Annotated in this window: 20 protein-coding genes and 1 pseudogene; 15 read left to right on the forward strand and 6 right to left on the reverse strand. The window is 55.7% G+C overall.

Annotated elements, in window-relative coordinates:
* Nucleotides 1-91 precede the first annotated feature (91 nt).
* The 7 genes and pseudogenes from JY391_RS10745 (at nucleotide 92) to JY391_RS10775 (ending at nucleotide 6009) form a co-directional block, all read left to right on the forward strand.
* Nucleotides 92-2731 (forward strand): YdbH family protein, encoded by a 2640-nt coding sequence (locus tag JY391_RS10745; RefSeq protein WP_211935712.1) that lies wholly within the window; start codon nucleotides 92-94, stop codon nucleotides 2729-2731.
* Nucleotides 2728-2919, forward strand: a complete 192-nt coding sequence (locus JY391_RS10750; RefSeq protein ID WP_042283238.1) for a YnbE family lipoprotein — start codon at nucleotides 2728-2730, stop codon at nucleotides 2917-2919. Before JY391_RS10745 ends, JY391_RS10750 begins: the two co-directional genes overlap by 4 nt.
* Nucleotides 2920-2926: 7 nt before the next feature.
* The gene (locus tag JY391_RS10755) at nucleotides 2927-3250 is read left to right on the forward strand and encodes a YdbL family probable chaperone protein (RefSeq protein WP_042283235.1); all 324 of its coding nucleotides are present in this window, start codon (nucleotides 2927-2929) and stop codon (nucleotides 3248-3250) included.
* A gap of 101 nt (nucleotides 3251-3351) precedes the next feature.
* Entirely contained in the window at nucleotides 3352-3957 is a 606-nt protein-coding gene (locus tag JY391_RS10760; protein ID WP_181823136.1) for a CDP-alcohol phosphatidyltransferase family protein, read from the forward strand.
* Nucleotides 3957-4871, forward strand: a complete 915-nt coding sequence (locus JY391_RS10765) for a phosphatidate cytidylyltransferase (protein WP_211935713.1) — start codon at nucleotides 3957-3959, stop codon at nucleotides 4869-4871. Before JY391_RS10760 ends, JY391_RS10765 begins: the two co-directional genes overlap by 1 nt.
* Nucleotides 4872-4876: 5 nt before the next feature.
* The gene (locus tag JY391_RS10770) at nucleotides 4877-5488 is read left to right on the forward strand and encodes a lysophospholipid acyltransferase family protein (RefSeq protein ID WP_060571244.1); all 612 of its coding nucleotides are present in this window, start codon (nucleotides 4877-4879) and stop codon (nucleotides 5486-5488) included.
* 108 nt (nucleotides 5489-5596) lie between these two features.
* Nucleotides 5597-6009, forward strand: a pseudogene (locus JY391_RS10775) (GFA family protein).
* A 30-nt stretch (nucleotides 6010-6039) separates the two neighbouring features.
* Here the strand turns inward: JY391_RS10775 and azoR are convergent.
* Nucleotides 6040-6645: an FMN-dependent NADH-azoreductase gene (gene azoR / locus JY391_RS10780; RefSeq protein WP_211935714.1), complete on the reverse strand. Its 606-nt coding sequence runs from the start codon at nucleotides 6643-6645 to the stop codon at nucleotides 6040-6042.
* Between the two features lie 201 nt (nucleotides 6646-6846).
* Here azoR and hrpA point away from each other — a divergent pair, with 201 nt between their 5' ends.
* Nucleotides 6847-10749, forward strand: a complete 3903-nt coding sequence (gene hrpA, locus JY391_RS10785) for an ATP-dependent RNA helicase HrpA (RefSeq protein ID WP_211935715.1) — start codon at nucleotides 6847-6849, stop codon at nucleotides 10747-10749.
* A 64-nt stretch (nucleotides 10750-10813) separates the two neighbouring features.
* On the opposite strand, the gene JY391_RS10790 is transcribed toward hrpA, so the two are convergent.
* Nucleotides 10814-12133 (reverse strand): MFS transporter, encoded by a 1320-nt coding sequence (locus JY391_RS10790; RefSeq protein WP_181823139.1) that lies wholly within the window; start codon nucleotides 12131-12133, stop codon nucleotides 10814-10816.
* Nucleotides 12134-12525: 392 nt separating this feature from the next.
* Here JY391_RS10790 and JY391_RS10795 point away from each other — a divergent pair, with 392 nt between their 5' ends.
* Both JY391_RS10795 and aldA read left to right on the forward strand, forming a co-directional pair.
* Entirely contained in the window at nucleotides 12526-13320 is a 795-nt protein-coding gene (locus JY391_RS10795) for a YdcF family protein (protein WP_200033301.1), read from the forward strand.
* A 197-nt stretch (nucleotides 13321-13517) separates the two neighbouring features.
* Nucleotides 13518-14957 (forward strand): aldehyde dehydrogenase, encoded by a 1440-nt coding sequence (gene aldA / locus JY391_RS10800; RefSeq protein WP_181823141.1) that lies wholly within the window; start codon nucleotides 13518-13520, stop codon nucleotides 14955-14957.
* A gap of 72 nt (nucleotides 14958-15029) precedes the next feature.
* On the opposite strand, the gene gap is transcribed toward aldA, so the two are convergent.
* Complete coding sequence (gap, locus tag JY391_RS10805; RefSeq protein ID WP_042283212.1) at nucleotides 15030-16031, reverse strand: type I glyceraldehyde-3-phosphate dehydrogenase; 1002 nt, start codon at nucleotides 16029-16031, stop codon at nucleotides 15030-15032.
* A gap of 189 nt (nucleotides 16032-16220) precedes the next feature.
* On the opposite strand from gap, the gene cybB reads away from it, so the two are divergent.
* The 4 genes from cybB to JY391_RS10825 all read left to right on the forward strand — a co-directional run bounded on the left by cybB (nucleotide 16221) and on the right by JY391_RS10825 (nucleotide 20228).
* Nucleotides 16221-16751 carry a cytochrome b561 gene (gene cybB, locus JY391_RS10810; protein ID WP_060571241.1) on the forward strand — a complete coding sequence of 177 codons (531 nt, stop codon included), beginning with the start codon at nucleotides 16221-16223 and terminating at the stop codon, nucleotides 16749-16751.
* Between the two features lie 194 nt (nucleotides 16752-16945).
* Nucleotides 16946-17221, forward strand: a complete 276-nt coding sequence (locus JY391_RS10815; protein WP_003833178.1) for a metal/formaldehyde-sensitive transcriptional repressor — start codon at nucleotides 16946-16948, stop codon at nucleotides 17219-17221.
* A 33-nt stretch (nucleotides 17222-17254) separates the two neighbouring features.
* Nucleotides 17255-18373, forward strand: coding sequence for an S-(hydroxymethyl)glutathione dehydrogenase/class III alcohol dehydrogenase (locus JY391_RS10820; protein ID WP_060571240.1), 1119 nt, complete (start codon nucleotides 17255-17257; stop codon nucleotides 18371-18373).
* 166 nt (nucleotides 18374-18539) lie between these two features.
* A complete protein-coding gene (locus JY391_RS10825) occupies nucleotides 18540-20228 on the forward strand; it encodes a methyl-accepting chemotaxis protein (RefSeq protein WP_229264101.1) in 1689 nt (562 codons plus the stop codon).
* Nucleotides 20229-20290: 62 nt separating this feature from the next.
* Here the strand turns inward: JY391_RS10825 and JY391_RS10830 are convergent, their stop codons facing one another.
* Nucleotides 20291-21214, reverse strand: coding sequence for a LysR substrate-binding domain-containing protein (locus JY391_RS10830; protein ID WP_211935716.1), 924 nt, complete (start codon nucleotides 21212-21214; stop codon nucleotides 20291-20293).
* Between the two features lie 125 nt (nucleotides 21215-21339).
* Here JY391_RS10830 and JY391_RS10835 point away from each other — a divergent pair, with 125 nt between their 5' ends.
* Nucleotides 21340-22233 (forward strand): manganese-dependent inorganic pyrophosphatase, encoded by an 894-nt coding sequence (locus JY391_RS10835; RefSeq protein ID WP_211935717.1) that lies wholly within the window; start codon nucleotides 21340-21342, stop codon nucleotides 22231-22233.
* A gap of 42 nt (nucleotides 22234-22275) precedes the next feature.
* Here the strand turns inward: JY391_RS10835 and pcaG are convergent, their stop codons facing one another.
* Complete coding sequence (gene pcaG / locus JY391_RS10840; protein ID WP_060571236.1) at nucleotides 22276-22896, reverse strand: protocatechuate 3,4-dioxygenase subunit alpha; 621 nt, start codon at nucleotides 22894-22896, stop codon at nucleotides 22276-22278.
* Entirely contained in the window at nucleotides 22893-23633 is a 741-nt protein-coding gene (gene pcaH / locus JY391_RS10845) for a protocatechuate 3,4-dioxygenase subunit beta (protein ID WP_211935718.1), read from the reverse strand. The genes pcaG and pcaH overlap by 4 nt, the downstream gene beginning before the upstream one ends.
* Nucleotides 23634-23821 lie beyond the last annotated feature (188 nt).

The following is a 23821-nucleotide window of genomic DNA, read 5'->3' on the forward strand; positions in this document are numbered from 1 at the left end:
CTATCCTTAAACTGGGCATGTTTCGGCAAACATGACACAATAGTGGCCTTATTCGGCTTAATTTAATGCTAAATCAGGATATTAACTGCCCATGAAGGGTAAATACAAAGCCGTTCTGGCGATCGCTTTGCTGGTTATCCTCATACCGCTGACGCTGGTGATGACGCTTGGGTGGTGGGTCCCAACGCTGGCGGGCATTTGGCTGCCGCTCGGGACGCGCATAGCCTTTGACCAAAGCCCACGCCTGACGCGTCAGGGCTTGCATATTCCTGAGATGACATATTTAGTCGGTGAATGTCCTTTGGCGCGCGTCACCCATGCGGACATTTCCCATCCCAGCCGCTGGCAGCTTACGATTAAAACCCTTCAGCTTGATTCCGCCTGCCTGGCTAAACTCCCGCAAAGCGAGTCGTCGCCCGCCGCGCCGCGCACCCTTGCCGAGTGGCAGGCGATGTTGCCGAATACCTGGGTCACTATCGACAATGTGGCGCTTTCTCCCTGGCAGGTATGGCAGGGAAAACTGAACCTTTCGCTTACCCCGTCGGTTCAACAAGTGCGCTATCAGGGGGAAAAGGTCACCCTTCGGGCGCAACTGCGCGGCCAGATGCTGTCCGTGAGTGAACTTGACGTGACGGCGTTTGAAGGGCAGCCGCCCGTCAGACTGGTTGGTGAATTCACGATGCCGCTGGTGCCGGATGGGCTGCCGACAAGCGGTCATAGCGTTGCGACGTTGACTCTGCCGCAGGCACCTTCGCTGGTGGATGCGGAACTGGAATGGCGTGACAATACGGGGCAACTGATCGTGATGGCGCGCGGACAGCATGAGCCGTTGCTCGACCTGCCGTGGACCCTTACGTCTCAGCAACTCTCCATCAGCGACGGCCGCTGGACGTGGCCGTATGAGGATTTTCCCTTAAGCGGGCGTCTGGGCATTAAGGTTGATAACTGGCAGGAGGGGACAGAAAGGGCGCTGATTAGCGGTCGCCTTAATGTCCTTACCCAGGGCGACGCGGGCAAAGGAAACGCGGTGCTGACCTTTGGCCCGGGCAAACTCAGCATGGATAATAGCGCGATGCCGCTTCAGTTAACCGGCGAAGCGAAGCAGGACGATTTGATTTTTTACGCCAGGCTACCCGCCCAACTGAGCGGAAGCCTGAGCGATCCGCAACTGGCCTTTGAGCCTGGCGCGCTGCTGCGTTCGCGCGGGCGGGTCATCGACTCGCTGGACATTGATGAGATTCGCTGGCCGCTGGCAGGGGTGACGGTGACGCAGCGCGGCGTGGACGGTCGTCTGCAGGCCATACTGCGCGCGCATGAAAATCAAATGGGTGACTTTGTGCTGCATCTCGACGGTCTGGCGAACGATTTCCTGCCGGATGCAGGGCGCTGGCAGTGGCGCTACTGGGGGAAGGGCCGTTTTACCCCTATGCATGCCGCCTGGGACGTGGCGGGAAAAGGGGAATGGCGCGATAAGGTCATCACCCTGACCGATCTCTCCACTGGCTTTAATCAGCTTCAATACGGCACCATGACGATCGACTCCCCGCGGCTGATACTCGACAAGCCGGTTCAGTGGGTGCGCGATGAAGCACAGCCGCGGTTTAGCGGCGCGCTCTCGCTCGACGCTGGCGAAACCCATTTTTCGGGCGGCAGCGTGTTGCCGCCGTCGACGCTCAAGTTCAGCGTTGACGGTAGCGATCCGACGTTGTTCCAGTTCAAAGGTGATTTACATGCCGGGGCGATTGGGCCGGTTCGGGTTAACGGACGCTGGGACGGCATTCGTCTGCGCGGACAGGCCTGGTGGCCGCAGCAGTCGCTAACGGTATTTCAACCTTTGGTGCCGCCAGACTGGAAAATGACTCTGCGCGAAGGCGAGCTCTACGCCCAGGTCGCGTTCTCTGCCGCGCCGGAACAAGGGTTTGAAGCGGGCGGCCACGGTGTGCTCAAAGGCGGCAGCGCATGGATGCCCGACAACCAGATTAACGGTGTGGATTTCGTGTTGCCATTCCGTTTTGGCAACGGTACGTGGCAACTGGGCACGCGCGGACCGGTTTCGCTGCGGATCGCCGAAGTGGTCAATCAGGTGACAGCTACCAATCTCAGCGCCGATCTGCAGGGCGCGTACCCCTGGCGTGAAGAGGATCCGCTGTTACTCACCGACGTCAGCGTCGACGTGCTGGGCGGTAAGGTGAGGATGCAGCAGTTGCGTATGCCGCAGCATGACCCGGCGTTGATTCGCGTGGAAAATATTTCGTCCAGCGAGCTGATAAGCGCGGTGAATCCCAAGCAATTTGCCCTGTCCGGCCCGGTCAGCGGCGCGCTCCCACTGTGGCTGAATAATGAAAAATGGATCATTAAAGACGGCTGGTTAACGAATCCGGGTCCAATGACCCTGCGCATCGACAAAGACACCGCCGATGCGGTGGTGAAGGATAATATGGCGGCGGGCGCGGCGATCAACTGGCTGCGTTACATGGAGATCGCCCATTCCTGGACCAAAATCAATTTAGACAATCTCGGCGTACTGACCATGCAGGCGGCCATCACCGGCAACAGTCGCGTAGAAGGTAAGACGGGGACGGTCAATCTCAACTACACCCACGAAGAAAACGTATTTGCGCTCTGGCGCAGTCTGCGCTTTGGCGACAACCTACAGGCATGGCTTGAACAGAACGCAACGCTGCCCCTGAAACACTGCCCGGAAGGCAAGGAATGTGAGGACTCCCAATGAAAATGATGACAGCCATGCTGGCGCTACTCCTGTCAGGGGTATTGACGGGCTGTACGCCGCGCATTGAAGTCGCGGCGCCAAAAGAGCCAATCACTATCAACATGAATGTCAGGATTGAGCATGAGATCCACATCAAAGTGGATAAAGACGTAGAAAGCCTGCTCAAATCACGTAGCGACTTGTTCTGAGGTTAGGATGAAACGAACATTACTTCTGACGACGCTGATTCTCAGCCTGCTGAGTGGAAATGCGCTGGCGCTGACCCTCAATGAGGCCAGAACGCAAGGACGGGTTGGGGAAACCCTGAATGGCTACCTCGTGGCGCTGAAAGAGGATGCCGAAACCCGGACGCTGGTGAAAGAGATCAACCAGGCGCGAAGCGTCAGCTACCAGCAACTTGCTGAAAGTCACAATATTCCGGTAGAAGAGGTCGCGAAAATGGCCGGGCAAAAGCTGGTTGAGCGCGCCCGTCCGGGCGAGTACGTGCAGGGAATCAACGGTAAGTGGCTGCGGAAATAACTGATAAATTCTGAAATGTTGTCTGATAGCAGGGGGCGATGGCGCATCAATCGATAAAGTCAGGCATTATTACGCGACTTTTTAATTATCAGGGAATGATAATGACCCTCTATCAAATTAAGCCCGCTTTTCAGGCACTTTTGCGTCCCCTCATGTTTTGGCTGCACCGACACCGCGTGACGGCTAATCATATTACCCTTGCCGCGATGGCGCTCTCATTCCTGACGGGCGGCGTGTTGGTGTGTTTCCCCCGTCTGGAACTGCTGGTCCTCCTGCCTGTCGTGCTCTTTGTGCGCATGGCGCTTAATGCGCTGGATGGCATGCTGGCGCGAGAGTGCAATCAGCAGTCAAGGCTGGGTGCGATTCTTAACGAAACCGGCGATGTCCTCTCCGACCTCGCGCTTTATCTGCCGTTTATGCTGATCCCGGACAGTAACCCAATGCTGGTTGTGGCGATGCTGTTCTGTGCGGCAATGACGGAATTTTGCGGCGTGCTGGCGCAAACCATTAACGGTGTGCGCAGCTACGCGGGTCCGTTAGGCAAAAGCGATCGCGCGCTGCTGTTTGGCTGCTGGGGACTGCTTTTGACGCTGTGGCCACAGCTGGCGACATGGAATAACGCCGTCTGGTGTGGCGCCATCCTTCTGCTGCTGTGGACGGCGGGTAATCGCTGTCGCAGCGCGTTGCGGGTCGAGGTGGCGAAGTGATGATGCTGGAGAAATCCCTGGCGGCGGTATTCGCGCTACTGTTGGCGGCGAGCGTGGTCAATGTGCTACTGGTTACGCTGCGTCCGGAGAAAGACTGGCGCGAATTAACGCTACGCATTCGCACATGGTGGGTCATCGTGGTGCTGTTTTCGCTGGCGATCCTGAGTCCTGCCTGGCTGGCGCTGACCTTTTTCGGGCTGGTCAGCTTTATGGCGTTGAAAGAGTTTCTGACCCTGGCGCCGTCCCGTCAGGCTGACCGTATGCCGCTGTTGTGGATGTTTATCGCTATTCCGGTTAACTACGGGTTTATCGGCAGTGGCTGGTACGGCATGTTTGTGGTGTTTATTCCGGTATATGTCTTTTTATTCCTTCCCGCGCGAATGGTGATCGCCGGCGACACGCAGGGCTTTTTGCGTACCGCTTCCCAACTGCACTGGAGTTTAATGACCACCGTGTTTGCGTTCAGCCATGTGGCTTTTCTGCTGGTGCTTCCTGCTGATGGCAAACAGACCGGCGCGCTACTGGTGCTGTTTCTGGTCGGTCTGACGGAATTTAACGACGTTGCGCAGTACATCTGGGGTAAGTCGTTCGGGCGCATTAAGGTCACGCCGACGGTCAGTCCGAATAAAACGCTGGCAGGATTGCTGGGCGGCGTGGCGACAACGGCATTGGTTGCCCTGTTGTTAGGGCCGTTACTGACACCAATGAGCGGGGCGATGGCGCTGCTTTCCGGGGTGATTATCGGCGTGACGGGGTTTTGTGGTGACGTGGTGATGTCGGCGATCAAACGGGATTGTGGCGTCAAAGACAGCGGCACTCTCTTGCCCGGACACGGTGGTATTCTCGACAGGCTGGACTCACTTATCTTCACTGCGCCGGTCTTCTTTCATTTCATCCGCTATTTTTACTTTTAACTACCATGACGCGACTACTTCGTACTCTGTTTACTCTTTGTGTTGTCTGGCCGGTCATTTGGCTATGGCTGGGGTTGCGTGTCCGGCACCGGGAACGTCTGCCGACACACGGTCCGGCGATTATTGTGGCGAATCACAACAGCCATATGGACGTGTTTGCGCTGCTTTCGCTGTTTTCATTACGTCGTCAGGGTCAGGTGCATCCGGTTGCCGCGGCGGATTATTTTCTGCGTAATAAGTGGATGGCCTGGTTTGCGCTGAATATTCTCAACATTATTCCGGTGATGCGTAAAGGCGGCGACGCTAACCCGTTGGCCCGTTGCGAACAGGCGCTACGAGAAGGCAAGACGCTGATTCTGTTTCCGGAAGGTACCCGCGGCGAGCCTGGAAAGCTGGCCCCGCTGAAGTCCGGGTTATGGCATCTGAGCCAGCGTTTTCCGGAGGTGCCGATTATTCCTGTCTGGCTGACCGGAACCGAACGGGTAATGGCGAAGGGCAACCGGATACCGCTGCCGCTGTTTATCGATGTGTCCATCGGCGGGGCGATGTATGCGGATCCCGACAAGCGCGCGTTCATGGATAATCTCCGGGCGCAGCTGTTGGCGCTTTCGCAATAAAGCAAATTGGCTGATAGCGCACCGTTTTGCGCTATCAGGCACGTTGTCTTGAGCGTTTGTTTCTATACTGTCCACTGCAACGGCGTTATCGACTCATTGCGGGACAACATGATGACAAAAAAATATTCTGCGCAGTGCCACTGCGGCGCGGTCACCTTTACCGTTCAGCTTAGCGACGGGTTTCACACCGTACGCCGCTGTAACTGTTCGTTTTGCCGGATGCGCGGCGCCGTGGTGGTTTCTGCGCCGCTCGACGGTATCGACGTCATCACCGGGCGCGATAAGCTCACGGAGTACCGGTTTAATACTGGCGAAGCGAAGCATTATTTTTGTTCAGTCTGCGGGATCTACACCTTTCACCAGCGCCGTTCCAGTCCGGATCAGTATGGCGTGAACGTGGCTTGTATTGAAGACGTCTCGCCTTTTGACTTTTCACCGGTGAGGTAACCGACGGGGTGAAGCATCCCAGTGATGGCGCGAGTCGCGGTGTGGTGGGGTATCTGAGTTATCAGCCAAAATGAACACCTCCCGCCGCAGCGGGAGGTGAGCGCTTACGCGGCTACCACGCTGTCGATAGCGGCTTTCGCGTCGGACTGCGCTTTTGATGCCACTTCCGGTCCGTAGGCGATTCCTTCGGCGAACACAAAGTTCACGTCGGTGATCCCAATGAATCCAAGGAACACTTTCAGGTATGGCGCGATCAGATCGGTCGGGGTATCTTTGTGAATACCGCCGCGGCTGGAGAGGATCACGGCGCGTTTACCGGTGACCAGACCTTCCGGCACTTTCTCGGTATAGCGGAACGTGACGCCAGCGCGTGCGATCAGATCGAAGTAGTTTTTCAGTTGTGTCGGGATGTTAAAGTTGTACATCGGGGCGGCAATGACGATTACGTCGTGGGCTTTCAGTTCAGCAATCAGCTCATCAGACAGCGCCAGCGCTTCCTGTTGACGCGGCGTCAGCGGCGCATCGCTCGGGCGCAGAGCGCCGACCAGTTCGCCATCCAGAACCGGAACAGGGTTTGCCGCCAGGTCGCGTACGGTTACGGCATCAGCGGGATGTTTTTCACGCCATTGTTCAACAAAATAATCAGACAACTGACCAGACTGAGAGTACCCTGCCAGAATACTGGATTTAAGAACTAATACCTTGCTCATGGGTGTTTCCTTATAGGTGTTTGAATGGGCTGTGCCCCGTTGCGTGTTGACACTTTATTCACAATCCTGCCACAGAGATAGCGCAATATATCGAAGCCTATGTTCGAATTTATTGAACGACACACAACATGCGCTGATGTGGTACTCTATACCTATCAATTTAAAGAGATTTAACCAGGCAGAGCACTGCCATCTAACCTTATGACAGAACAACAAAAATTAACCTTCCACCTCCTGCAACAGCAGTTAGATGCGTTGATGCTGCGCGATCGCCAGCGTTTTGCTCGCCGCCTCCACGGCGTGAAGAAGGTTAAAAATCCTGATGCACAACAGGCCATTTACCAGGAAATGGCGAAAGAGATCGAACAGGCAGCCGGTAAAGTCGTGCTACGCGAAGCGTCACGTCCGGCGATCGTGTATCCGGAAAACCTGCCGGTTAGCCAGAAAAAACAGGCCATTCTTGAAGCGGTTCGCGACCACCAGGTGGTGATTGTGGCCGGGGAAACCGGGTCGGGAAAAACCACCCAGCTACCGAAAATTTGCATGGAGTTGGGGCGCGGGGTTAAAGGGCTGATTGGCCATACGCAACCGCGCCGTCTGGCTGCGCGTACCGTGGCGAACCGTATTGCTGAAGAATTGCAAACGGAGCCGGGCGGTTGCATCGGTTATAAGGTGCGTTTCAACGACCACGTCAGCGATAACACGATGGTTAAGCTGATGACCGACGGTATTCTGCTGGCGGAAATCCAGCAGGATCGCCTGCTGATGCAGTACGACACCATCATTATCGATGAAGCGCACGAGCGCAGCCTGAACATCGATTTTCTGCTGGGGTATCTGAAAGAGCTGCTGCCCCGTCGCCCGGACCTGAAAGTTATCATTACTTCCGCGACTATCGATCCGGAGCGATTCTCAAAACATTTCAACAATGCGCCGATTATAGAGGTGTCAGGACGGACCTATCCGGTGGAAGTGCGCTATCGCCCGATTGTAGAAGAGGCGGACGATACCGAACGCGACCAGCTACAGGCTATTTTCGATGCGGTAGATGAACTGGGTCGTGAAAGCCCCGGCGATATTCTGATCTTTATGAGCGGTGAACGCGAAATCCGAGACACCGCCGACGCGCTTAACAAGCTCAATTTACGCCATACGGAAGTGCTGCCGCTGTACGCCCGGCTCTCCAATAGCGAACAGAACCGGGTGTTCCAGTCCCACAGCGGACGGCGCATTGTACTGGCGACCAACGTGGCGGAAACCTCGCTCACCGTGCCGGGTATTAAGTACGTCATTGACCCCGGCACCGCGCGCATTAGTCGTTACAGCTACCGTACAAAGGTACAACGTCTGCCTATCGAGCCGGTTTCTCAGGCTTCCGCTAACCAGCGTAAGGGGCGTTGCGGTCGCGTCTCGGAAGGGATCTGTATTCGTCTTTATTCCGAAGACGATTTCCTGTCGCGCCCGGAGTTTACCGATCCGGAGATTCTGCGTACCAATCTGGCGTCGGTTATTCTGCAAATGACCGCGCTGGGACTGGGCGATATCGCCGCGTTCCCCTTTGTCGAAGCGCCGGACAAGCGCAATATCCAGGACGGCGTGCGCCTGCTGGAAGAACTGGGCGCGATTACGACTGACGAACAGGCGAACGCCTATAAGCTAACGCCGCTGGGTCGCCAGCTCAGCCAGCTGCCGGTGGATCCGCGCCTGGCGCGCATGGTGCTGGAAGCGCAAAAACACGGCTGCGTGCGCGAGGCGATGATCATCACCTCCGCACTCTCCATTCAGGACCCGCGCGAAAGGCCAATGGACAAGCAGCAGGCGTCGGATGAAAAACATCGTCGTTTCCACGATAAAGAGTCCGATTTTCTGGCATTCGTAAACCTGTGGAATTATCTCGGCGAGCAGCAGAAGGCGCTGTCATCGAACCAGTTCCGCCGCCAGTGCCGAGTGGATTTTCTCAACTACCTGCGGGTGCGCGAGTGGCAGGATATTTACACCCAACTGCGTCAGGTGGTGAAAGAACTGGGCATTCCGGTCAATAGCGAACCGGCGGAATATCGTGAAATTCATATCGCGCTGCTTACCGGGCTGCTGTCGCATATCGGGATGAAGGATGCCGACAAGCAGGAATATACCGGCGCACGCAACGCGCGTTTCTCCATCTTCCCCGGCTCTGGCTTATTCAAGAAACCGCCGAAATGGACGATGGTGGCAGAACTGGTGGAAACCAGCCGTCTGTGGGGACGCATTGCTGCGCGAATCGATCCGGACTGGGTGGAGCCCGTTGCCCAGCACCTGATTAAACGTTCTTACAGTGAACCGCACTGGGAGCGGGCGCAGGGCGCAGTGATGGCGACTGAAAAGGTCACCCTGTACGGTTTACCGATTGTCGCCGCCCGCAAGGTGAACTACAGCCAGATCGATCCGGCGTTATGTCGCGAGCTGTTTATCCGCCACGCGCTGGTCGAAGGCGACTGGCAAACGCGGCACGCATTCTTCCGCGATAACCTGAAGCTGCGTGCTGAGGTCGAAGAGCTGGAGCATAAGTCACGCCGTCGCGATATTCTGGTGGATGACGAGACGCTGTTTGAGTTTTACGACCAGCGCATCAGCCACGATGTAATTTCCGCGCGTCATTTCGACAGTTGGTGGAAAAAGGTCAGCAGGGAAACGCCGGACCTGCTCAATTTTGAAAAGAGCATGCTGATCAAAGAGGGGGCGGAAAAGATCAGCAAGCTGGACTATCCCAACTTCTGGCATCAGGGCAATCTGAAGCTGCGCCTGAGCTACCAGTTTGAACCGGGCGCGGATGCCGACGGCGTGACTGTACATGTCCCGCTGCCGCTGCTGAACCAGGTGGACGAGAGCGGTTTTGAATGGCAGATCCCCGGTCTGCGCCGTGAGCTGGTGATTGCGCTGATCAAGTCGCTGCCGAAGCCAGTGCGGCGCAACTTTGTCCCTGCGCCAAATTATGCTGAGGCGTTTTTAGGCCGTGTAACCCCGCTCGAACTGCCGCTACTGGAGGCCCTTGAGCGTGAGCTGCGCCGCATGACCGGCGTGACGGTTGACCGCGAAGACTGGCACTGGGAACAGGTGCCCGATCATCTGAAAGTCACGTTCCGCGTTGTCGACGAGAAGAACAAAAAACTGCAGGAAGGACGTTCATTAACGGCGCTGAAAGAGGCGCTGAAGGGCAAGGTTCAGGAAACCTTGTCTGCCGTGGCGGACGACGGTATCGAACAGAGCGGCCTGCATATCTGGAGTTTCGGCCAGCTTCCGGAAAGCTACGAGCAGAAACGCGGCAATTATAAGGTCAAAGCCTGGCCAGCGTTGGTGGACGAGCGCGACAGTGTGGCGATCAAACTATTCGATAACCCGCTGGAACAGCGGCAGGCAATGTGGTCCGGCCTGCGGCGTTTGCTGCTGCTGAACATACCGTCGCCCATTAAGTACCTGCACGAGAAGCTGCCGAACAAAGCTAAGCTGGGTCTGTACTTCAACCCGTATGGGAAGGTGCTGGAACTGATAGACGACTGTATCTCCTGTGGCGTAGACAAATTGATCGACGCCAACGGCGGCCCGGTCTGGACAGAGGAAGGTTTTACCGCGTTACACGAAAAGGTGCGTGCCGAACTCAACGACACCGTGGTGGAGATAGCAAAGCAGGTTGAGCAGATCCTGACCGCCGTGTTTGCCATCAACAAGCGGTTGAAAGGGCGCGTGGACATGACGATGGCGCTGGGGCTGTCGGATATTAAAGCGCAAATGAGCGGGCTGGTGTATCGCGGCTTTGTCACCGGAAACGGCTTCAAACGTCTCGGCGACACGCTGCGCTATTTACAGGCGATCGAAAAACGGCTCGAGAAGCTGGCTGTCGATCCGCACCGCGACCGCGCCCAAATGCTGAAAGTAGAGAGCGTGCAGCAGGCGTGGCAGCAGTGGCTCAATAAATTGCCCCCTGCGCGACGTGAAGATGAAGATGTGAAGGCGATCCGCTGGATGATAGAGGAGCTGCGCGTCAGTTACTTCGCGCAGCAGCTCGGTACGCCTTATCCGATTTCAGATAAGCGTATTTTACAGGCGATGGAGCAGATAAACGGGTAATTGTTTGCACTGTGACGTGAACGTAGCGCCTCACCCGGCGAATACCGGGTGAGGCTTATGACTATTACAGTTCGTTCGGCTGAGCGTGAATAGCAGAAGACCGTTTTACCCGACTCGCAAAGAAGATGGCGGTAAGGGAGATAGCGACAGTGACGATCAAATACCACGCCACCGGCACCCAGTCGCCGTTATATTTCGCCAGCAGGCCCGTCGCGATAAGCGGGGCAGTGCCGCCAGCCAGTGCCGCGCCAATCTGGTAACCCAGGGTGATCCCGGTATAACGAACGTTAGCGCTGAAAATTTCAGAGCAGAGCGTGCCGAGAACCGCGGTGACGGGGGCCCAGAGAATGCCGAACATCACCACCGTCGCCAGTACGATTCCCCAGGTCGTGCCGGTATTGAGCAGTAGAAACCACGGCACGATAAACAGACCGAGCAGGCAGACGCTGACGGCATACATCCGTTTACGGCCCACTTTATCCGACAACAGGCCCATCAGCGGGATCATTACCGTAGCCACCAGCGCGCCAAGGGTAACGGCTTCCAGCGCTTGCGACTTTTGGTAGGTGAGCGTTGTCGTCGCGTAACTGACCACAAAGGTCGAAAAAATATAAAATGGCGCGGTTTCTACCACTTTGAGTCCTGCGGCGATCAGCACTTCACGCCAGTGATGGGTGAGCGTCTCGCGAAGCGGCGCTTTGGCGACCTGTCCGGATTGCTTCACTTTCTGAAAATCCGGCGTTTCGTCAATATCGCGGCGGATCCATAGCCCCAGCAGCACCAGTACGGAACTGAGCAGGAACGGGATGCGCCAGCCCCAGGAGAGGAAATCCTCTTCGCTGAACAGCGTCATTAACGACACGATAAACGTCGCCATCAGCATGCCGATGGTGACACCCGCCTGGGGAATACTGCCAAAAAAGCCTTTACGTTTTTCCGGCGCGTATTCATAGGCCAGCAGAAGCGCGCCGCCCCATTCACCACCTATCCCCATTCCCTGAATGATACGCATCAGAATCAACAAAATGGGCGCCCAGATACCAATCATCTCGTAGGTCGGCAACAGGCCAATCATCACCGTCGCGCCGCCCATCAGCGACAGCGTTAAGACCAGCGTTTTCTTACGGCCAATCCGGTCGCCGATATGGGCAAAGACGACACCACCGATCGGGCGAATGAAAAAGGTCAGAGAGAAAGACAGATACGAGAGGATCAGACCGATAACCGGGTCAACCATCGGAAAGAAAATCTTGTTAAACACCAGCGCGGCGGCGGTGCCATACAGGAAGTAATCGAACCACTCAATCGCACTGCCGGTCAGGCTGGCGATGAGGACTTTTTTGTTTTTCTTCAGAATGGCAGTGCTACTTTCATGCGTTGTCATTGACGTTAAACCTCAGCCAGAGAGTAGTAAAAAAGGTGACACCTGGCGGTGCGGAAGGTGCAACCTGAAACAGTCGGTTGGTTGTGAAATTGTTAATCAAACTAGGTAGGTTGGTTACATTTGACAAGGGGGAGGCGAAAGACATGCGCCAAAAATAAGGCAATTTACCAGGCGAATTTTCTGTGAGAGCAGAAGATATGACAGGGATGATTTATTAAACGGCTTAAAAACAGGATAATCGACAGGTGCAACCGATACGTTTTTAGACGTTTCTGGTTATTTCATGAATGTGACAAAAAAAGCGGCGAAATTTAACGCTTAACCTTTCAGAGAGATCTGCTGTTTATCCTGTCGGGCTGCGGTAGGCTGCTGAGAAAGAGGAGGAGCCCACTATGCGAACGTTCCTGAACATTTCCGACGCCTCCCTTGAGGCGATTAATACTGTAGGGCAGTGGCTGGCGCAGGATGACTTTCACGGCGGTGCGGCTTATCCGGCCGACTGCGTCGTGCTTGCCGGTAATGCCGTGATCCCCACCATTGATGCCGCCTGCCGCATCGCGAAAGAGCAATCTGTTCCGCTGTTGATTACCGGCGGGATCGGGCACTCAACGACCTTTCTGTATGCCGCCATTGCGCAGCATCCCCGTTACAATACGATTCGTACCACCGGACGCACCGAAGCGGCTATCCTTGCAGATATCGCACGCCAGTTCTGGCAGATCCCGGCGGATAAAATCTGGCTGGAAGAACGTTCCACTAACTGCGGTGAAAATGCCCGTTTTAGCGTCAGCCTGCTTACCGAGGTCACCGATCCCATCAATACGGCGATTGTGGTTCAGGACCCCACCATGCAGCGGCGCACTATTGCGACGTTTCGCCGGGTAACCCGTGACAACCCGGATGCGCCGCGTTGGTTAAGTCATCCTGGCTTCACACCGCTGCTTTGCCGGCATGACGACGGTCTTGCTTTTTCCAACATTGATGATCGCGTATGGACCATTGAGCGTTATTTAGCGCTGGTGGCGGGCGAAATACCACGCCTGCGTAACGACGAATCGGGCTACGGACCTTGCGGGCGCGACTTTATTGTTCACGTTGATTTTCCGGCGGACGTGGAAGCCGCATGGCAAACGCTGCACGACGATGAAGCACTCTATGCGGCCCTCACCGATCGCGCTTTGCGTTGAACCCTGCCCGTTTAGCCTTGTTTTCTCCCAAACGGGCATTTTTGCTGCCCTTGCCAGCGGCGTTCTTTGCCCCTGAGCGGCCTCTTTTATGAGGCCGCTCACATTATCAAAACACCAGTTGGAATACTGACGGCATGATTGATGTTTATTAACAACAATTTCACTTGTTAAAAACATTTCAATCACAGGAGTAGCGCATGTCAGTACCCGTACAACATCCTATGTATATCGACGGACAGTTTGTGACCTGGCACGGAGAAGCCTGGATTGATGTCATCAACCCGGCGACGGAAGAGGTGATTTCCCGTATCCCGGACGGGCGGGCGGAAGATGCGCGTAAAGCGATTGAGGCGGCAGAACGGGCGCAGATCGGTTGGGAAGCGCTGCCGGCCATTGAACGCGCAGGATGGTTACGCAAAATATCCGCTGGCATCCGCGAGCGAGCTAATGAGATCAGCGCGCTGATTGTTGCCGAGGGCGGCAAGATCCAACAACTGGCGGAGGTGGAAGTGTCATTTACCGCCGATTATCTTGACTATATGGCCGAGTGGGCGCGCCGCTACGAGGGCGAGATTCTGCAAAGCGATCGCCCCGGCGAGAATATATTGCTGTTTAAGCGCGCGCTGGGCGTGACCACCGGTATCCTGCCGTGGAATTTCCCGTTCTTCCTGATCGCGCGAAAACTGGCACCCGCGTTGCTCACGGGCAATACCATCGTGATCAAGCCGAGCGAGTTTACGCCGAATAATGCCATCGCTTTTGCGAAGATCGTCGATGATATTGGTTTGCCGCGCGGCGTCTTTAACCTTGTGCTCGGTCGTGGTGAAACAGTCGGACAGGAGCTGGCGGGGAATCCTAAGGTGGCGATGGTCAGCATGACCGGCAGCGTGACGGCGGGAGAAAAAATTATGGCCACCGCCGCGAAGAACATCACCAAAGTATGCCTTGAACTGGGGGGCAAAGCGCCAGCTATCGTTATGGACGATGCGGATCTGGCGCTGGCGGTGAAGGCGATTGTTGATTCTCGCGTCATTAATAGCGGGCAGGTCTGTAACTGTGCCGAGCGGGTGTATGTCCAGAAAGGCATTTACGATCGGTTTGTCACGCGTCTGGCTGACGCGATGAAAGCGGTTCAGTTTGGCAATCCCGCCGAGCGTAACGACATTGCGATGGGACCGTTGATTAATGCGGCTGCGCTGGAACGTGTGGCGCAAAAAGTGACGCGTGCGGTTGAAGAAGGCGCGAAAGTGGTGCTTGGGGGTAACGCGGTGGAAGGGAAAGGCTACTTCTATCCACCGACGCTGTTGGTGGATGTGCGCCAGGAGATGGCGATCATGCATGAAGAGACTTTTGGTCCGGTGCTGCCCGTCGTCGTCTTTGATACGCTGGATGACGCGCTGGCTATGGCGAACGACAGCGACTATGGCCTGACTTCGTCGATTTATACGCAGAATCTCAATGTGGCGATGAAAGCTATCAAGGGACTCAGGTTCGGCGAAACCTACATCAACCGTGAGAACTTTGAAGCCATGCAGGGTTTCCACGCGGGCTGGCGCAAGTCAGGTATCGGTGGCGCGGACGGTAAGCACGGACTGAACGAGTATCTGCAAACGCAGGTGGTTTATCTCCAGTCGTAGCGTAAAGGCCGGGGTATTCACAGCGCGGGCGAGCAGAAGAAAAAAGGGCGGAGGAGCCTCTCCGCCTTGTTGTTAAAGCGTAACGTATTTTTCCAGCGTACGAACGAGTTGGGTGACGAATCCGTACTCGTTATCATACCAGGCCACGGTTTTCACCAGTTGCAGATCGCCCACCTCAGTAATCTCTGTTTGAGTGGCGTCAAACACAGAGCCAAAGTGCGAGCCGATAACATCCGATGAGACGATTTCGTCGTCGGTGTAACCAAAAGATTCGTTGTTATCGGTGGCCTGTTTCAGTGCGTTGTTCACCTCTTCGGCGGTAACTTTTTTATTCAGAATGGAGACCAGTTCCGTAACGGAGCCCGTCTTCACCGGGACACGCTGAGCATGGCCCTTCAGCTTGCCACTCAGCGCCGGGATCACCAGACCAATGGCTTTCGCCGCGCCGGTGGTATGGGGGATAATGTTTTCCGCTGCCGCGCGGGAGGCGCGCAGATCTTTTCCTCGGGGACCATCGACCAGTGACTGGGTGCCGGTATAGGCGTGAATGGTGGTCATGGTGCCCACCTGAATGCCAAAGCTGTCGTGGAGCGCTTTAGCCATTGGCGCCAGACAGTTAGTTGTGCAGGATGCGACCGAGACAATCACATCGCTTGCCTGTAGCGTGTCATCGTTAACGTTATAGACGATGGTTTTCATGTCGCCAGCGGGGGCGGAAATCAGCACTTTTTTCGCCCCGGCATCAATGTGCGCCTGAGATTTCTCCTTCGAGGTGTAAAATCCGGTGCATTCAATGATAATTTCCGCGCCTTTGGCCTTCCATGGGATATTTTTCGCGTCTTTTTCCGCATACACGGCAATCTCTTTGCCATCGACAATCAGCGCATCCTCGGTGAAGTCAACGCTCCACGGGAAAGGACCATAGTTGGAATCATGCTTCAGCAAATAAGCGAGGATTTTCGGCGAGGTGAGATCGTTAATGGCGACGACATCGACGTCGCTTTTGACCTCCAGTAAACGACGCAGTACCAGACGACCAATACGACCAAAACCGTTAATGCCAATTTTACTCATGGTTTACTCCTGTCAGGATGTAGCAGTGCGGTCTCTTTTTCCTTTCCAGGCTTAGTTCACTCTGGCGGGATGAGCAATCGCACTTCTTGCCGTTAAGCCTAACTGACTGAAAAGCGATGAAGAAAAGTTAATGAATTTTTAACAAAAGCTCGCTATGTTGACGCTTTACGAATTTACTCAGGACGTATTATGGGCAATAAGTATTCAGGCCTGCAGATTGGAATTCACTGGCTGGTATTCTTACTGGTGATTGTGGCGTACTGCGCGATGGAGTTTCGTGGGCTTTTCCCTCGCAGCTACCGTCCGGTTATCAATATGGTGCATGTTTCATGTGGGATGAGCATACTGGCGCTGATGGTCGCGCGGCTCGTCGTTCGACTGAAATTCCCCGCGCCGCCGATTGAGCCAAAGCCTAAGCCGATGATGACCGGCCTGGCGCATCTTGGGCATCTGATCATTTACCTGTTGTTTATCGCGTTGCCGGTGATAGGCCTGATGATGATGTATAACCGCGGAAATCCGTGGTTCGCGTTTGGGATGGTGATGCCGCATGCGGCTCAGGCCAATGCAGATGCTGTGGCTATGCTAAAATCCTGGCATATTGTGCTGGCGAACCTGGGCTACCTGGTCATTGCGTTACACGCCGCCGCCGCGCTGATGCATCACTATATGTGGAAGGACAATACGTTGCTGCGCATGATGCCCCGTAAGCGGGGATAAAAACGGACGCTGATCGTCGAACGCGCGGGGTCTGGCGTGCGCTATGTAAGATGCTGGCTTTGATATTGTCTGCTGTACTTTTCGGCCCCGGTGGAGAAAAAGATCAACCGGGGCCTATGTCTTTCAGGGATCTCTTTATTTCAATGATGGCCTGTACCTGTTACTATACCCCCCTATAGTATGCAGGAGGGCCTATGCCGCATTCACCTGAAGATAAAAAACGGATCCTGACCCGCGTCAGGCGCATACGAGGGCAGGTTGATGCGCTCGAACGCGCGCTGGAGTCTGGCGAACCTTGTCTGGCTATTTTGCAACAGATTGCCGCTGTCCGCGGTGCGTCTAATGGTCTGATGGGCGAAATGGTTGAAATCCATCTCAAAGATGAACTGGTGAGTGGAGAAACCACGCCGGACCAACGTGCTGTGCGAATGGCGGAAATCGGTCACCTTCTTCGTGCTTATCTAAAATAAACACATCACCTCGCAATAATAGGGAAGAGAGATATGAAATCACGTGCAGCCGTTGCTTTTGGCCCTGGTCAACCGCTTAAAATTGTTGAAATTGACGTTGCGCCGCCCAAAAAAGGCGAAGTACTGGTGAAGATTACCCATACCGGGGTTTGCCATACCGATGCGTTTACCCTGTCCGGCGACGATCCGGAAGGCGTGTTCCCGGCCGTGCTCGGCCATGAAGGCGGCGGTGTGGTGGTCGAGGTGGGGGAAGGCGTCACCAGCCTGAAACCCGGCGATCACGTTATTCCGCTTTACACCGCAGAATGTGGCGAATGTAAATTCTGTAAATCCGGAAAAACCAACCTGTGCCAGGCTGTACGCGCCACGCAGGGTAAAGGTCTGATGCCGGATGGTACTACCCGTTTCTCTTATAAAGGCGAACCCATTTATCACTATATGGGCACCAGCACCTTCAGTGAATACACCGTGTGCGCCGAGATTTCGCTGGCGAAGGTGAATCCCCAGGCGCCGCTGGACAAAGTCTGCCTGTTGGGCTGTGGCGTGACCACCGGTATCGGTGCCGTCCACAACACGGCGAAGGTAAAAGAAGGCGATACCGTTGCGGTCTTTGGGCTTGGCGGAATTGGTCTGGCTGTCATTCAGGGGGCGGTTCAGGCGAAAGCCGGGCGCATTATTGCCGTTGACACGAATCCGGAGAAATTCACCCTGGCGGGCGAGTTGGGTGCGACCGACTTTATTAACCCGAAGGACTACGATAAACCGATCCAGGACGTGATTGTTGACCTGACCGACGGGGGGGTGGATTTCAGCTTTGAATGTATCGGTAATGTCGACGTCATGCGCGCCGCGCTGGAATGCTGCCACAAAGGCTGGGGCGAGAGCATCATTATTGGCGTAGCCGGTGCGGGTCAGGAGATCAAAACGCGTCCGTTCCAGCTGGTGACTGGCCGTGTCTGGCGCGGTTCCGCGTTTGGCGGTGTAAAAGGGCGTACGCAACTGCCCGGGATGGTAGAAGAGGCGATGGCGGGTAAGATCCAGCTGGATCCGTTTATTACGCACCGTCTGCCGCTGGAACAAATCAACGAGGCCTTTGACCTGATGCATAAAGGCAAATCGATTCGTACCGTTATCCATTTCGGCGATAAGTAATCCCTTTGCCAGCGGAGCCTCCGCTGGCATTTTTCCTTTCTTTAGCAAAAATGTTGTCAAAGTGTGACGAAGTCAGCGCTTTTTGCGATAAGTAAACCTTCCTGATTGCCGATGACTATCTAACGGGCGTGTATCACGCATAAATCCAATAAGAGAGTCGACGGTCATGGACAACACATCATCGATGCAAGCACCGCATAAGCTGGGCTTCCTGCATCAAATCAGGCTGGTTCCGCTGTTTTCCTCCATTCTCGGTGGCATCCTTTTACTTTTCGCGCTGAGCTCCGGCCTGGCCGGCTATTTTCTGATGCAGGCTGACCGCGATCAGCGCGACGTCACGGATGAAATTCAGGTGCGAATGGGGTTATCAAACAGTTCTAACCATCTGCGTACCGCGCGGATCAACATGATCCACGCCGGTGCGGCAAGCCGTATTGCCGAAATGGACGACATGAAAGCGAATATCGCGGCGGCGGAAAAGCGGATTAAACAGTCTGAAGATGGGTTTAATACCTATATGGCGCGGGCGGTGAAAACCCCTGCTGATGAAGCGCTGGATGGCGATCTGAACAGCAGTTTTCAGGCATACCTGGCCGGTCTGCAGCCTATGCTGAAATACGCCAAAAACGGCATGTTCGAAGCTATCATTAATCACGAAAGCGAACAGGCGCGGCAGCTTGACGCCAACTACAACAAAATCCTTCTGAAGGCCATTGAGATACGCACGGCGCGCGCTACACACTTAAGCGAGCAGGCGCATCAACGCACCCGTTTAGGGGTAATGTTTATGATTGGCGCCTTTGCGCTGGCGTTACTGCTGACGCTGATGACCTTTATCGTCCTGCGTCGCACCGTGATTCGTCCGTTACAACATGCCGCCCAGCGCATTGAGCAAATCGCGGCGGGCGATCTCACCATGCAGGATGAGCCGACAGGTCGCAGCGAGATTGGCCGTCTGAGCCGCCATTTGCAGCAGATGCATCGTTCGCTGGTAAACACCGTCGGCGCGGTGCGTCAGGGGGCAGAGGAAATCTATCGCGGCACGAGCGAGATCTCCGCAGGCAATACCGACTTGTCGTCGCGTACCGAGGAGCAGGCGGCGGCAATCGAACAGACCGCCGCCAGCATGGAACAACTGACCGCGACGGTAAAACAAAACGCCGACAATGCGCACCACGCCAGTAAACTGGCGGAAGACGCGTCTGGTAAAGCCAGCCGTGGCGGCCAGATGGTGTCCGGCGTCGTGCAGACAATGGGCAATATTTCCACCAGTTCGAAGAAGATTTCCGAAATTACCGCCGTGATTAACAGCATTGCGTTCCAGACGAATATCCTGGCGCTCAACGCGGCGGTTGAAGCCGCCCGCGCCGGTGAGCAGGGACGCGGGTTCGCCGTTGTCGCCAGCGAAGTGCGTACACTCGCCAGCCGTAGCGCCCAGGCGGCAAAAGAGATAGAAGGCTTGATCAGCGAATCGGTGCGTCTTATCGATCAGGGGTCTGGCGAAGTGGTGGCGGCGGGGAACACCATGACCGATATTGTCGACGCGGTGAAACGGGTGACCGATATCATGCTGGAGATTGCGGCGGCGTCGGATGAACAAAGTCGCGGCATCGTCCAGGTAAGCCAGGCGATTTCCGAGATGGATAAAGTCACTCAGCAGAATGCGTCACTGGTGGAAGAAGCTTCTGCCGCCGCCGCGTCACTGGAGGAGCAGGCCGCACGACTGACGGAAGCCGTAGGCGCGTTTCGTTTACAGAGCGGAAGCGGCGTCACGCGGACGATAACGGCCCGCCGCGCGCCGGAACCTGTTCCGACGCCGGTCACGGCTGGCACAGACAACTGGGAAACCTTCTGACGGTTATCAACCACGGGCCGGATAGGGCGCATTCACGCCGTCATCCGGCCCGGCGGTTGCATTTATAGCGGCATGGATTTACGAATCGCGCCTATCAGCGTTTGCGCGCCGGAAGAAAGCGGTGAGTCCACGCGGGTAAGAATACCAATGGGCTCGCCCGCGCCCTGGGTCGGCACCGGCAGGGAGACCAGTGTCGCCTGGCGCAGATCTTCTTTCACCGCCCCGGATGGCACAAACCACACGTAGTCGTAGTCGACGGTAAGCTGGCGCGACAGCGAGGCCGAAAGCGTTTCGATACAGCCGTTGGGCAACTTGCAGCCCTGGCTTTGCAACAGCGCTTCGGCGTTTTGCCGTGGCACGGTGCCTTTCGGCGACACCACCACGGGCCACTCCATGACCCGACTGAGAGTGACATTTTCCTGCAATAGCGGATGGCCGGGGCGGACAACCAGCTTTAATGACTCGAGAAACAGCAGTTCGTAATTCAGGCCGCTCATCAGTTCCGGATCGGACATCCGCCCAATGCCGATGTCAATCTCGCCGGATTTCAGTCCCGCCAGCAGCATAGTGTTATTCATGGTGGCCACCTGCAGGGTGGTCTCTTTTTGCTGTTGATGAAACGGGCCAATCACCGCAGGCAGGATACCCAGCGCAGCGGTGGGCAGCGCGCCGATTCTCACTACATCATTGTTTAGACCTTCTTTACGGTTTAGCGCCTGTCCGGCCGTATTGAGCGCATCAAGCACTTTTACCGCATGGGTCAGAAACTGCTCCCCCGGAAGGGTCAGTTGGGCGCCAAGTCGTCCGCGTTCAAACAGGCGGGTTCCGGTCAACTGCTCCAGCTCGTTCAGCGTTTTTGACAGCGCGGGCTGGCTGAGGTTAAGGGTTTCGGCTGCACGCCCCAGTGTTCCTTGTTGAGCGACAGCGACAAATGTATGAAGATGGCGCAATCGGATGCGCTGACTGAACAAACTATTTTTTTCCATAAGCGATGTTAAAAACAGAGCCGTGCCGGTGACAAGTAAAGTTGTTTGTTTTTGATAACTTGATTGCAAAATATAATTAACATTTAACTCATTTAAGTAACAGCGATTTCTCTGCGGAGGGGAAAATGATTCATGTCATAGGCCACCTTAATCCAGACAGCGATGCGATATGCTCGGCGTATATGACCGCGTGCTGGCTTCAGATGCGCGGCTTACCGGCCACGGCCTGGCGTCTCGGCGAACCGAATCGCGAAACCCGCTTTATCTTCGAACAGGCGGGGCTGGACATGCCGCCATTGTTGACCCTGCCGCTCACCGGGCTTGACGTCTGGCTGGTAGACTTTACGGAGCCATCACAAGGGCCGGAAACCCTTCAGTCCAGCAATGTTGTTGGCATTATTGACCATCACCGACTGGGCGGGCTAATGACCCGCCTGCCGCCGGAGGTGTGGATTAAACCGGTTGGTAGCAGCGCCACATTGCTGTGGCAGTTAATGACGCCACAGCACAGGGCGCAGGTCACTTCCGCGCAAGCGCAATTACTGCTGGGCGCCCTGTTAAGTGACACTGTCACGCTACGATCGCCCACGACCACTGACGACGATCGTCAGGCGGTAGCCGAACTGACGGAACAGGCAGGCGTGACGTTAAGCGCCTTTAGTGAGGGATTATTAAGCGCGAAAACCAGCGTGGAAGGCTTAACCGCCAGCGCGCTTCTGCAAAAGGATATCAAGCGCTTCACTCTTCATGGGTTACAGGTCAGCGTCGCGCAGATCGAGCTTTACTCTCTGGATCAGGTATCCGGCGTGCTGGAAGCCCTGCGAGGCGAGATGGCGGAATACGCTACCCGCAGCGGCGCGGATCTGGTGGCGCTGATGCTGACCGATATTAACGCCGGGCATTCGCAGCTGTGGTTTGCCGGTTCACATCAGCCGCCGCTGTCGCAGCCCGTGACGGTCGAGGGTATGCTGAGTCGTAAGAAACAGATGTTGCCCTGGCTGGAGAAGCATCTGGCCTGATACAAAACGTCAGCGGGCTGAAGCCCCAGCCCGCTGCTACCGTTAAACGTCAAAAAAGACCGTTTCTTTTTCGCCCTGCAGATGAATATCAAAGGTATAGACCGTCTCGTCGCCGCGCTGAACACGCCGGGCAATGAGCGTCTGGCGGCGAACTTCCCATTCGATCAGGTTTAGCACCGGGTCGCGCTGGTTCGCCTCAGGTTCATCGGCAAAGTACATCCGGGTGTGCAGGCCAATATTGATGCCCCGGGCGACAATCCACAGGTTAACGTGCGGCGCCATGACCCTGCCGTCACGCCCGACGACGCATCCCGGTTTGATGGTTTCAAAGCGCCAGACGCCGCTGTCGAAGTCGGAACAGGCGCGTCCCCAACCGCGGAAATCAGGGTCAAGTTTCTTATCTTCCTGATGGTCGGCTGGATGGTTATACCGTCCGTGGGCATTGGCCTGCCAGATTTCCAGCAGCACATCGCGCACCGGTGTGCCGGAACCGTCGATCACCCGGCCTTCAAGGGTAATACGCTCACCTTCGGTATGGCTGTTGGTCAGCGTGGCGCTGACGTTTTTCTCAAAGATATGAAAGCCTGCCGCGTCCGGCGCTAACCCAATATGCACATACGGTCCCGCCGTTTGTGAGGCGGTTTCCGGTAAATAATCTTTCATTGTGCGACCCCCTGAGTCCGGTTTTCAAACAGTGTGGCGCGCTGGCCTCGCAGCACCAGATCGAAACGGTACGCCAGACAGTCCAGCGGAACGGCGGCGTGGGTGTCCAGTTCAGCAATCAGGGTGCGAACAGCGTCGTCGTTGTTGAGGGTTCTGACAATGGGACACTGCCTGATAAGCGGGTCGCCTTCAAAATACATCTGGGTGATCAGACGCTGGGCGAAGGCATCGCCGGACAGTGAAAAATGAATATGCGAAGGACGCCAGTCGCTGGCCTGATTACGCCACGGATAGGGACCTGGTTTGATGGTGCGGAAAAAATAGTATCCGTTTTCATCGGTTAACACGCGTCCGCAGCCGCCAAAGTTGGGGTCGATAGGCGCGAGATACTGATCTTTCTTGTGGCGGTAGCGGCCACCCGCATTCGCCTGCCAGACTTCAACCAGCGTATTTTTCATCGGACGACCGAAGCCGTCACGAACATAGCCGTGGACAATAATACGTTCGCCAATCGGTAAACCGTCTTTGGCGTAATTCATGATCAGGTCGTTGTCCAGCGGACCCAGATCGCTATCGCTGAATACCGGACCGGTGATTTCAGATAATGAGTTTTGCAAAGAGATCAGCGCATTGCGCGGCGAACGCAGCACGCTGGTTTTGTAGCCAGGGGCAAAGGCCGGCGGATGGCTGTTGTAGTCGCGATGAATGACCTCGCGGGCGAAACGGTTATCTTGCATAGCGGGCTCCTGTACGGGTAAGAGAATTATTGTTTTCAGGTCGCCTGCCAGAGTTTCTGTAAATACAATGTTAATTAAAAGTGAATTTATGTCGATTATTACATAGCCGTGAGTTATAGAAGGGGGGGCGCAACGCGACGGGACGAGTTTCGGCGGGATCACACTTTGTAAATTCTTCCCCACGGAAT

Source organism: Citrobacter sedlakii, from assembly GCF_018128425.1.
Lineage (GTDB): Bacteria > Pseudomonadota > Gammaproteobacteria > Enterobacterales > Enterobacteriaceae > Citrobacter_A > Citrobacter_A sedlakii.

Excerpts from the sequence above, each read along its gene's own strand:
- JY391_RS10820 (WP_060571240.1), top strand. The coding sequence starts at position 17,255 with ATGAAATCACGTGCAGCCGTTGCTTTTGGCCCTGGTCAACCGCTTAAA.
- JY391_RS10790 (WP_181823139.1), bottom strand. The coding sequence starts at position 12,133 with ATGACAACGCATGAAAGTAGCACTGCCATTCTGAAGAAAAACAAAAAA.
- azoR (WP_211935714.1), bottom strand. The coding sequence starts at position 6,645 with ATGAGCAAGGTATTAGTTCTTAAATCCAGTATTCTGGCAGGGTACTCT.
- aldA (WP_181823141.1), top strand. The coding sequence starts at position 13,518 with ATGTCAGTACCCGTACAACATCCTATGTATATCGACGGACAGTTTGTG.
- JY391_RS10765 (WP_211935713.1), top strand. The coding sequence starts at position 3,957 with ATGATGCTGGAGAAATCCCTGGCGGCGGTATTCGCGCTACTGTTGGCG.
- JY391_RS10755 (WP_042283235.1), top strand. The coding sequence starts at position 2,927 with ATGAAACGAACATTACTTCTGACGACGCTGATTCTCAGCCTGCTGAGT.
- JY391_RS10745 (WP_211935712.1), top strand. The coding sequence starts at position 92 with ATGAAGGGTAAATACAAAGCCGTTCTGGCGATCGCTTTGCTGGTTATC.
- JY391_RS10760 (WP_181823136.1), top strand. The coding sequence starts at position 3,352 with ATGACCCTCTATCAAATTAAGCCCGCTTTTCAGGCACTTTTGCGTCCC.
- pcaG (WP_060571236.1), bottom strand. The coding sequence starts at position 22,896 with ATGAAAGATTATTTACCGGAAACCGCCTCACAAACGGCGGGACCGTAT.
- JY391_RS10835 (WP_211935717.1), top strand. The coding sequence starts at position 21,340 with ATGATTCATGTCATAGGCCACCTTAATCCAGACAGCGATGCGATATGC.
- JY391_RS10770 (WP_060571244.1), top strand. The coding sequence starts at position 4,877 with ATGACGCGACTACTTCGTACTCTGTTTACTCTTTGTGTTGTCTGGCCG.
- gap (WP_042283212.1), bottom strand. The coding sequence starts at position 16,031 with ATGAGTAAAATTGGCATTAACGGTTTTGGTCGTATTGGTCGTCTGGTA.
- cybB (WP_060571241.1), top strand. The coding sequence starts at position 16,221 with ATGGGCAATAAGTATTCAGGCCTGCAGATTGGAATTCACTGGCTGGTA.
- JY391_RS10830 (WP_211935716.1), bottom strand. The coding sequence starts at position 21,214 with ATGGAAAAAAATAGTTTGTTCAGTCAGCGCATCCGATTGCGCCATCTT.
- JY391_RS10795 (WP_200033301.1), top strand. The coding sequence starts at position 12,526 with ATGCGAACGTTCCTGAACATTTCCGACGCCTCCCTTGAGGCGATTAAT.
- hrpA (WP_211935715.1), top strand. The coding sequence starts at position 6,847 with ATGACAGAACAACAAAAATTAACCTTCCACCTCCTGCAACAGCAGTTA.
- JY391_RS10750 (WP_042283238.1), top strand. The coding sequence starts at position 2,728 with ATGAAAATGATGACAGCCATGCTGGCGCTACTCCTGTCAGGGGTATTG.
- JY391_RS10825 (WP_229264101.1), top strand. The coding sequence starts at position 18,540 with ATGGACAACACATCATCGATGCAAGCACCGCATAAGCTGGGCTTCCTG.
- pcaH (WP_211935718.1), bottom strand. The coding sequence starts at position 23,633 with ATGCAAGATAACCGTTTCGCCCGCGAGGTCATTCATCGCGACTACAAC.
- JY391_RS10815 (WP_003833178.1), top strand. The coding sequence starts at position 16,946 with ATGCCGCATTCACCTGAAGATAAAAAACGGATCCTGACCCGCGTCAGG.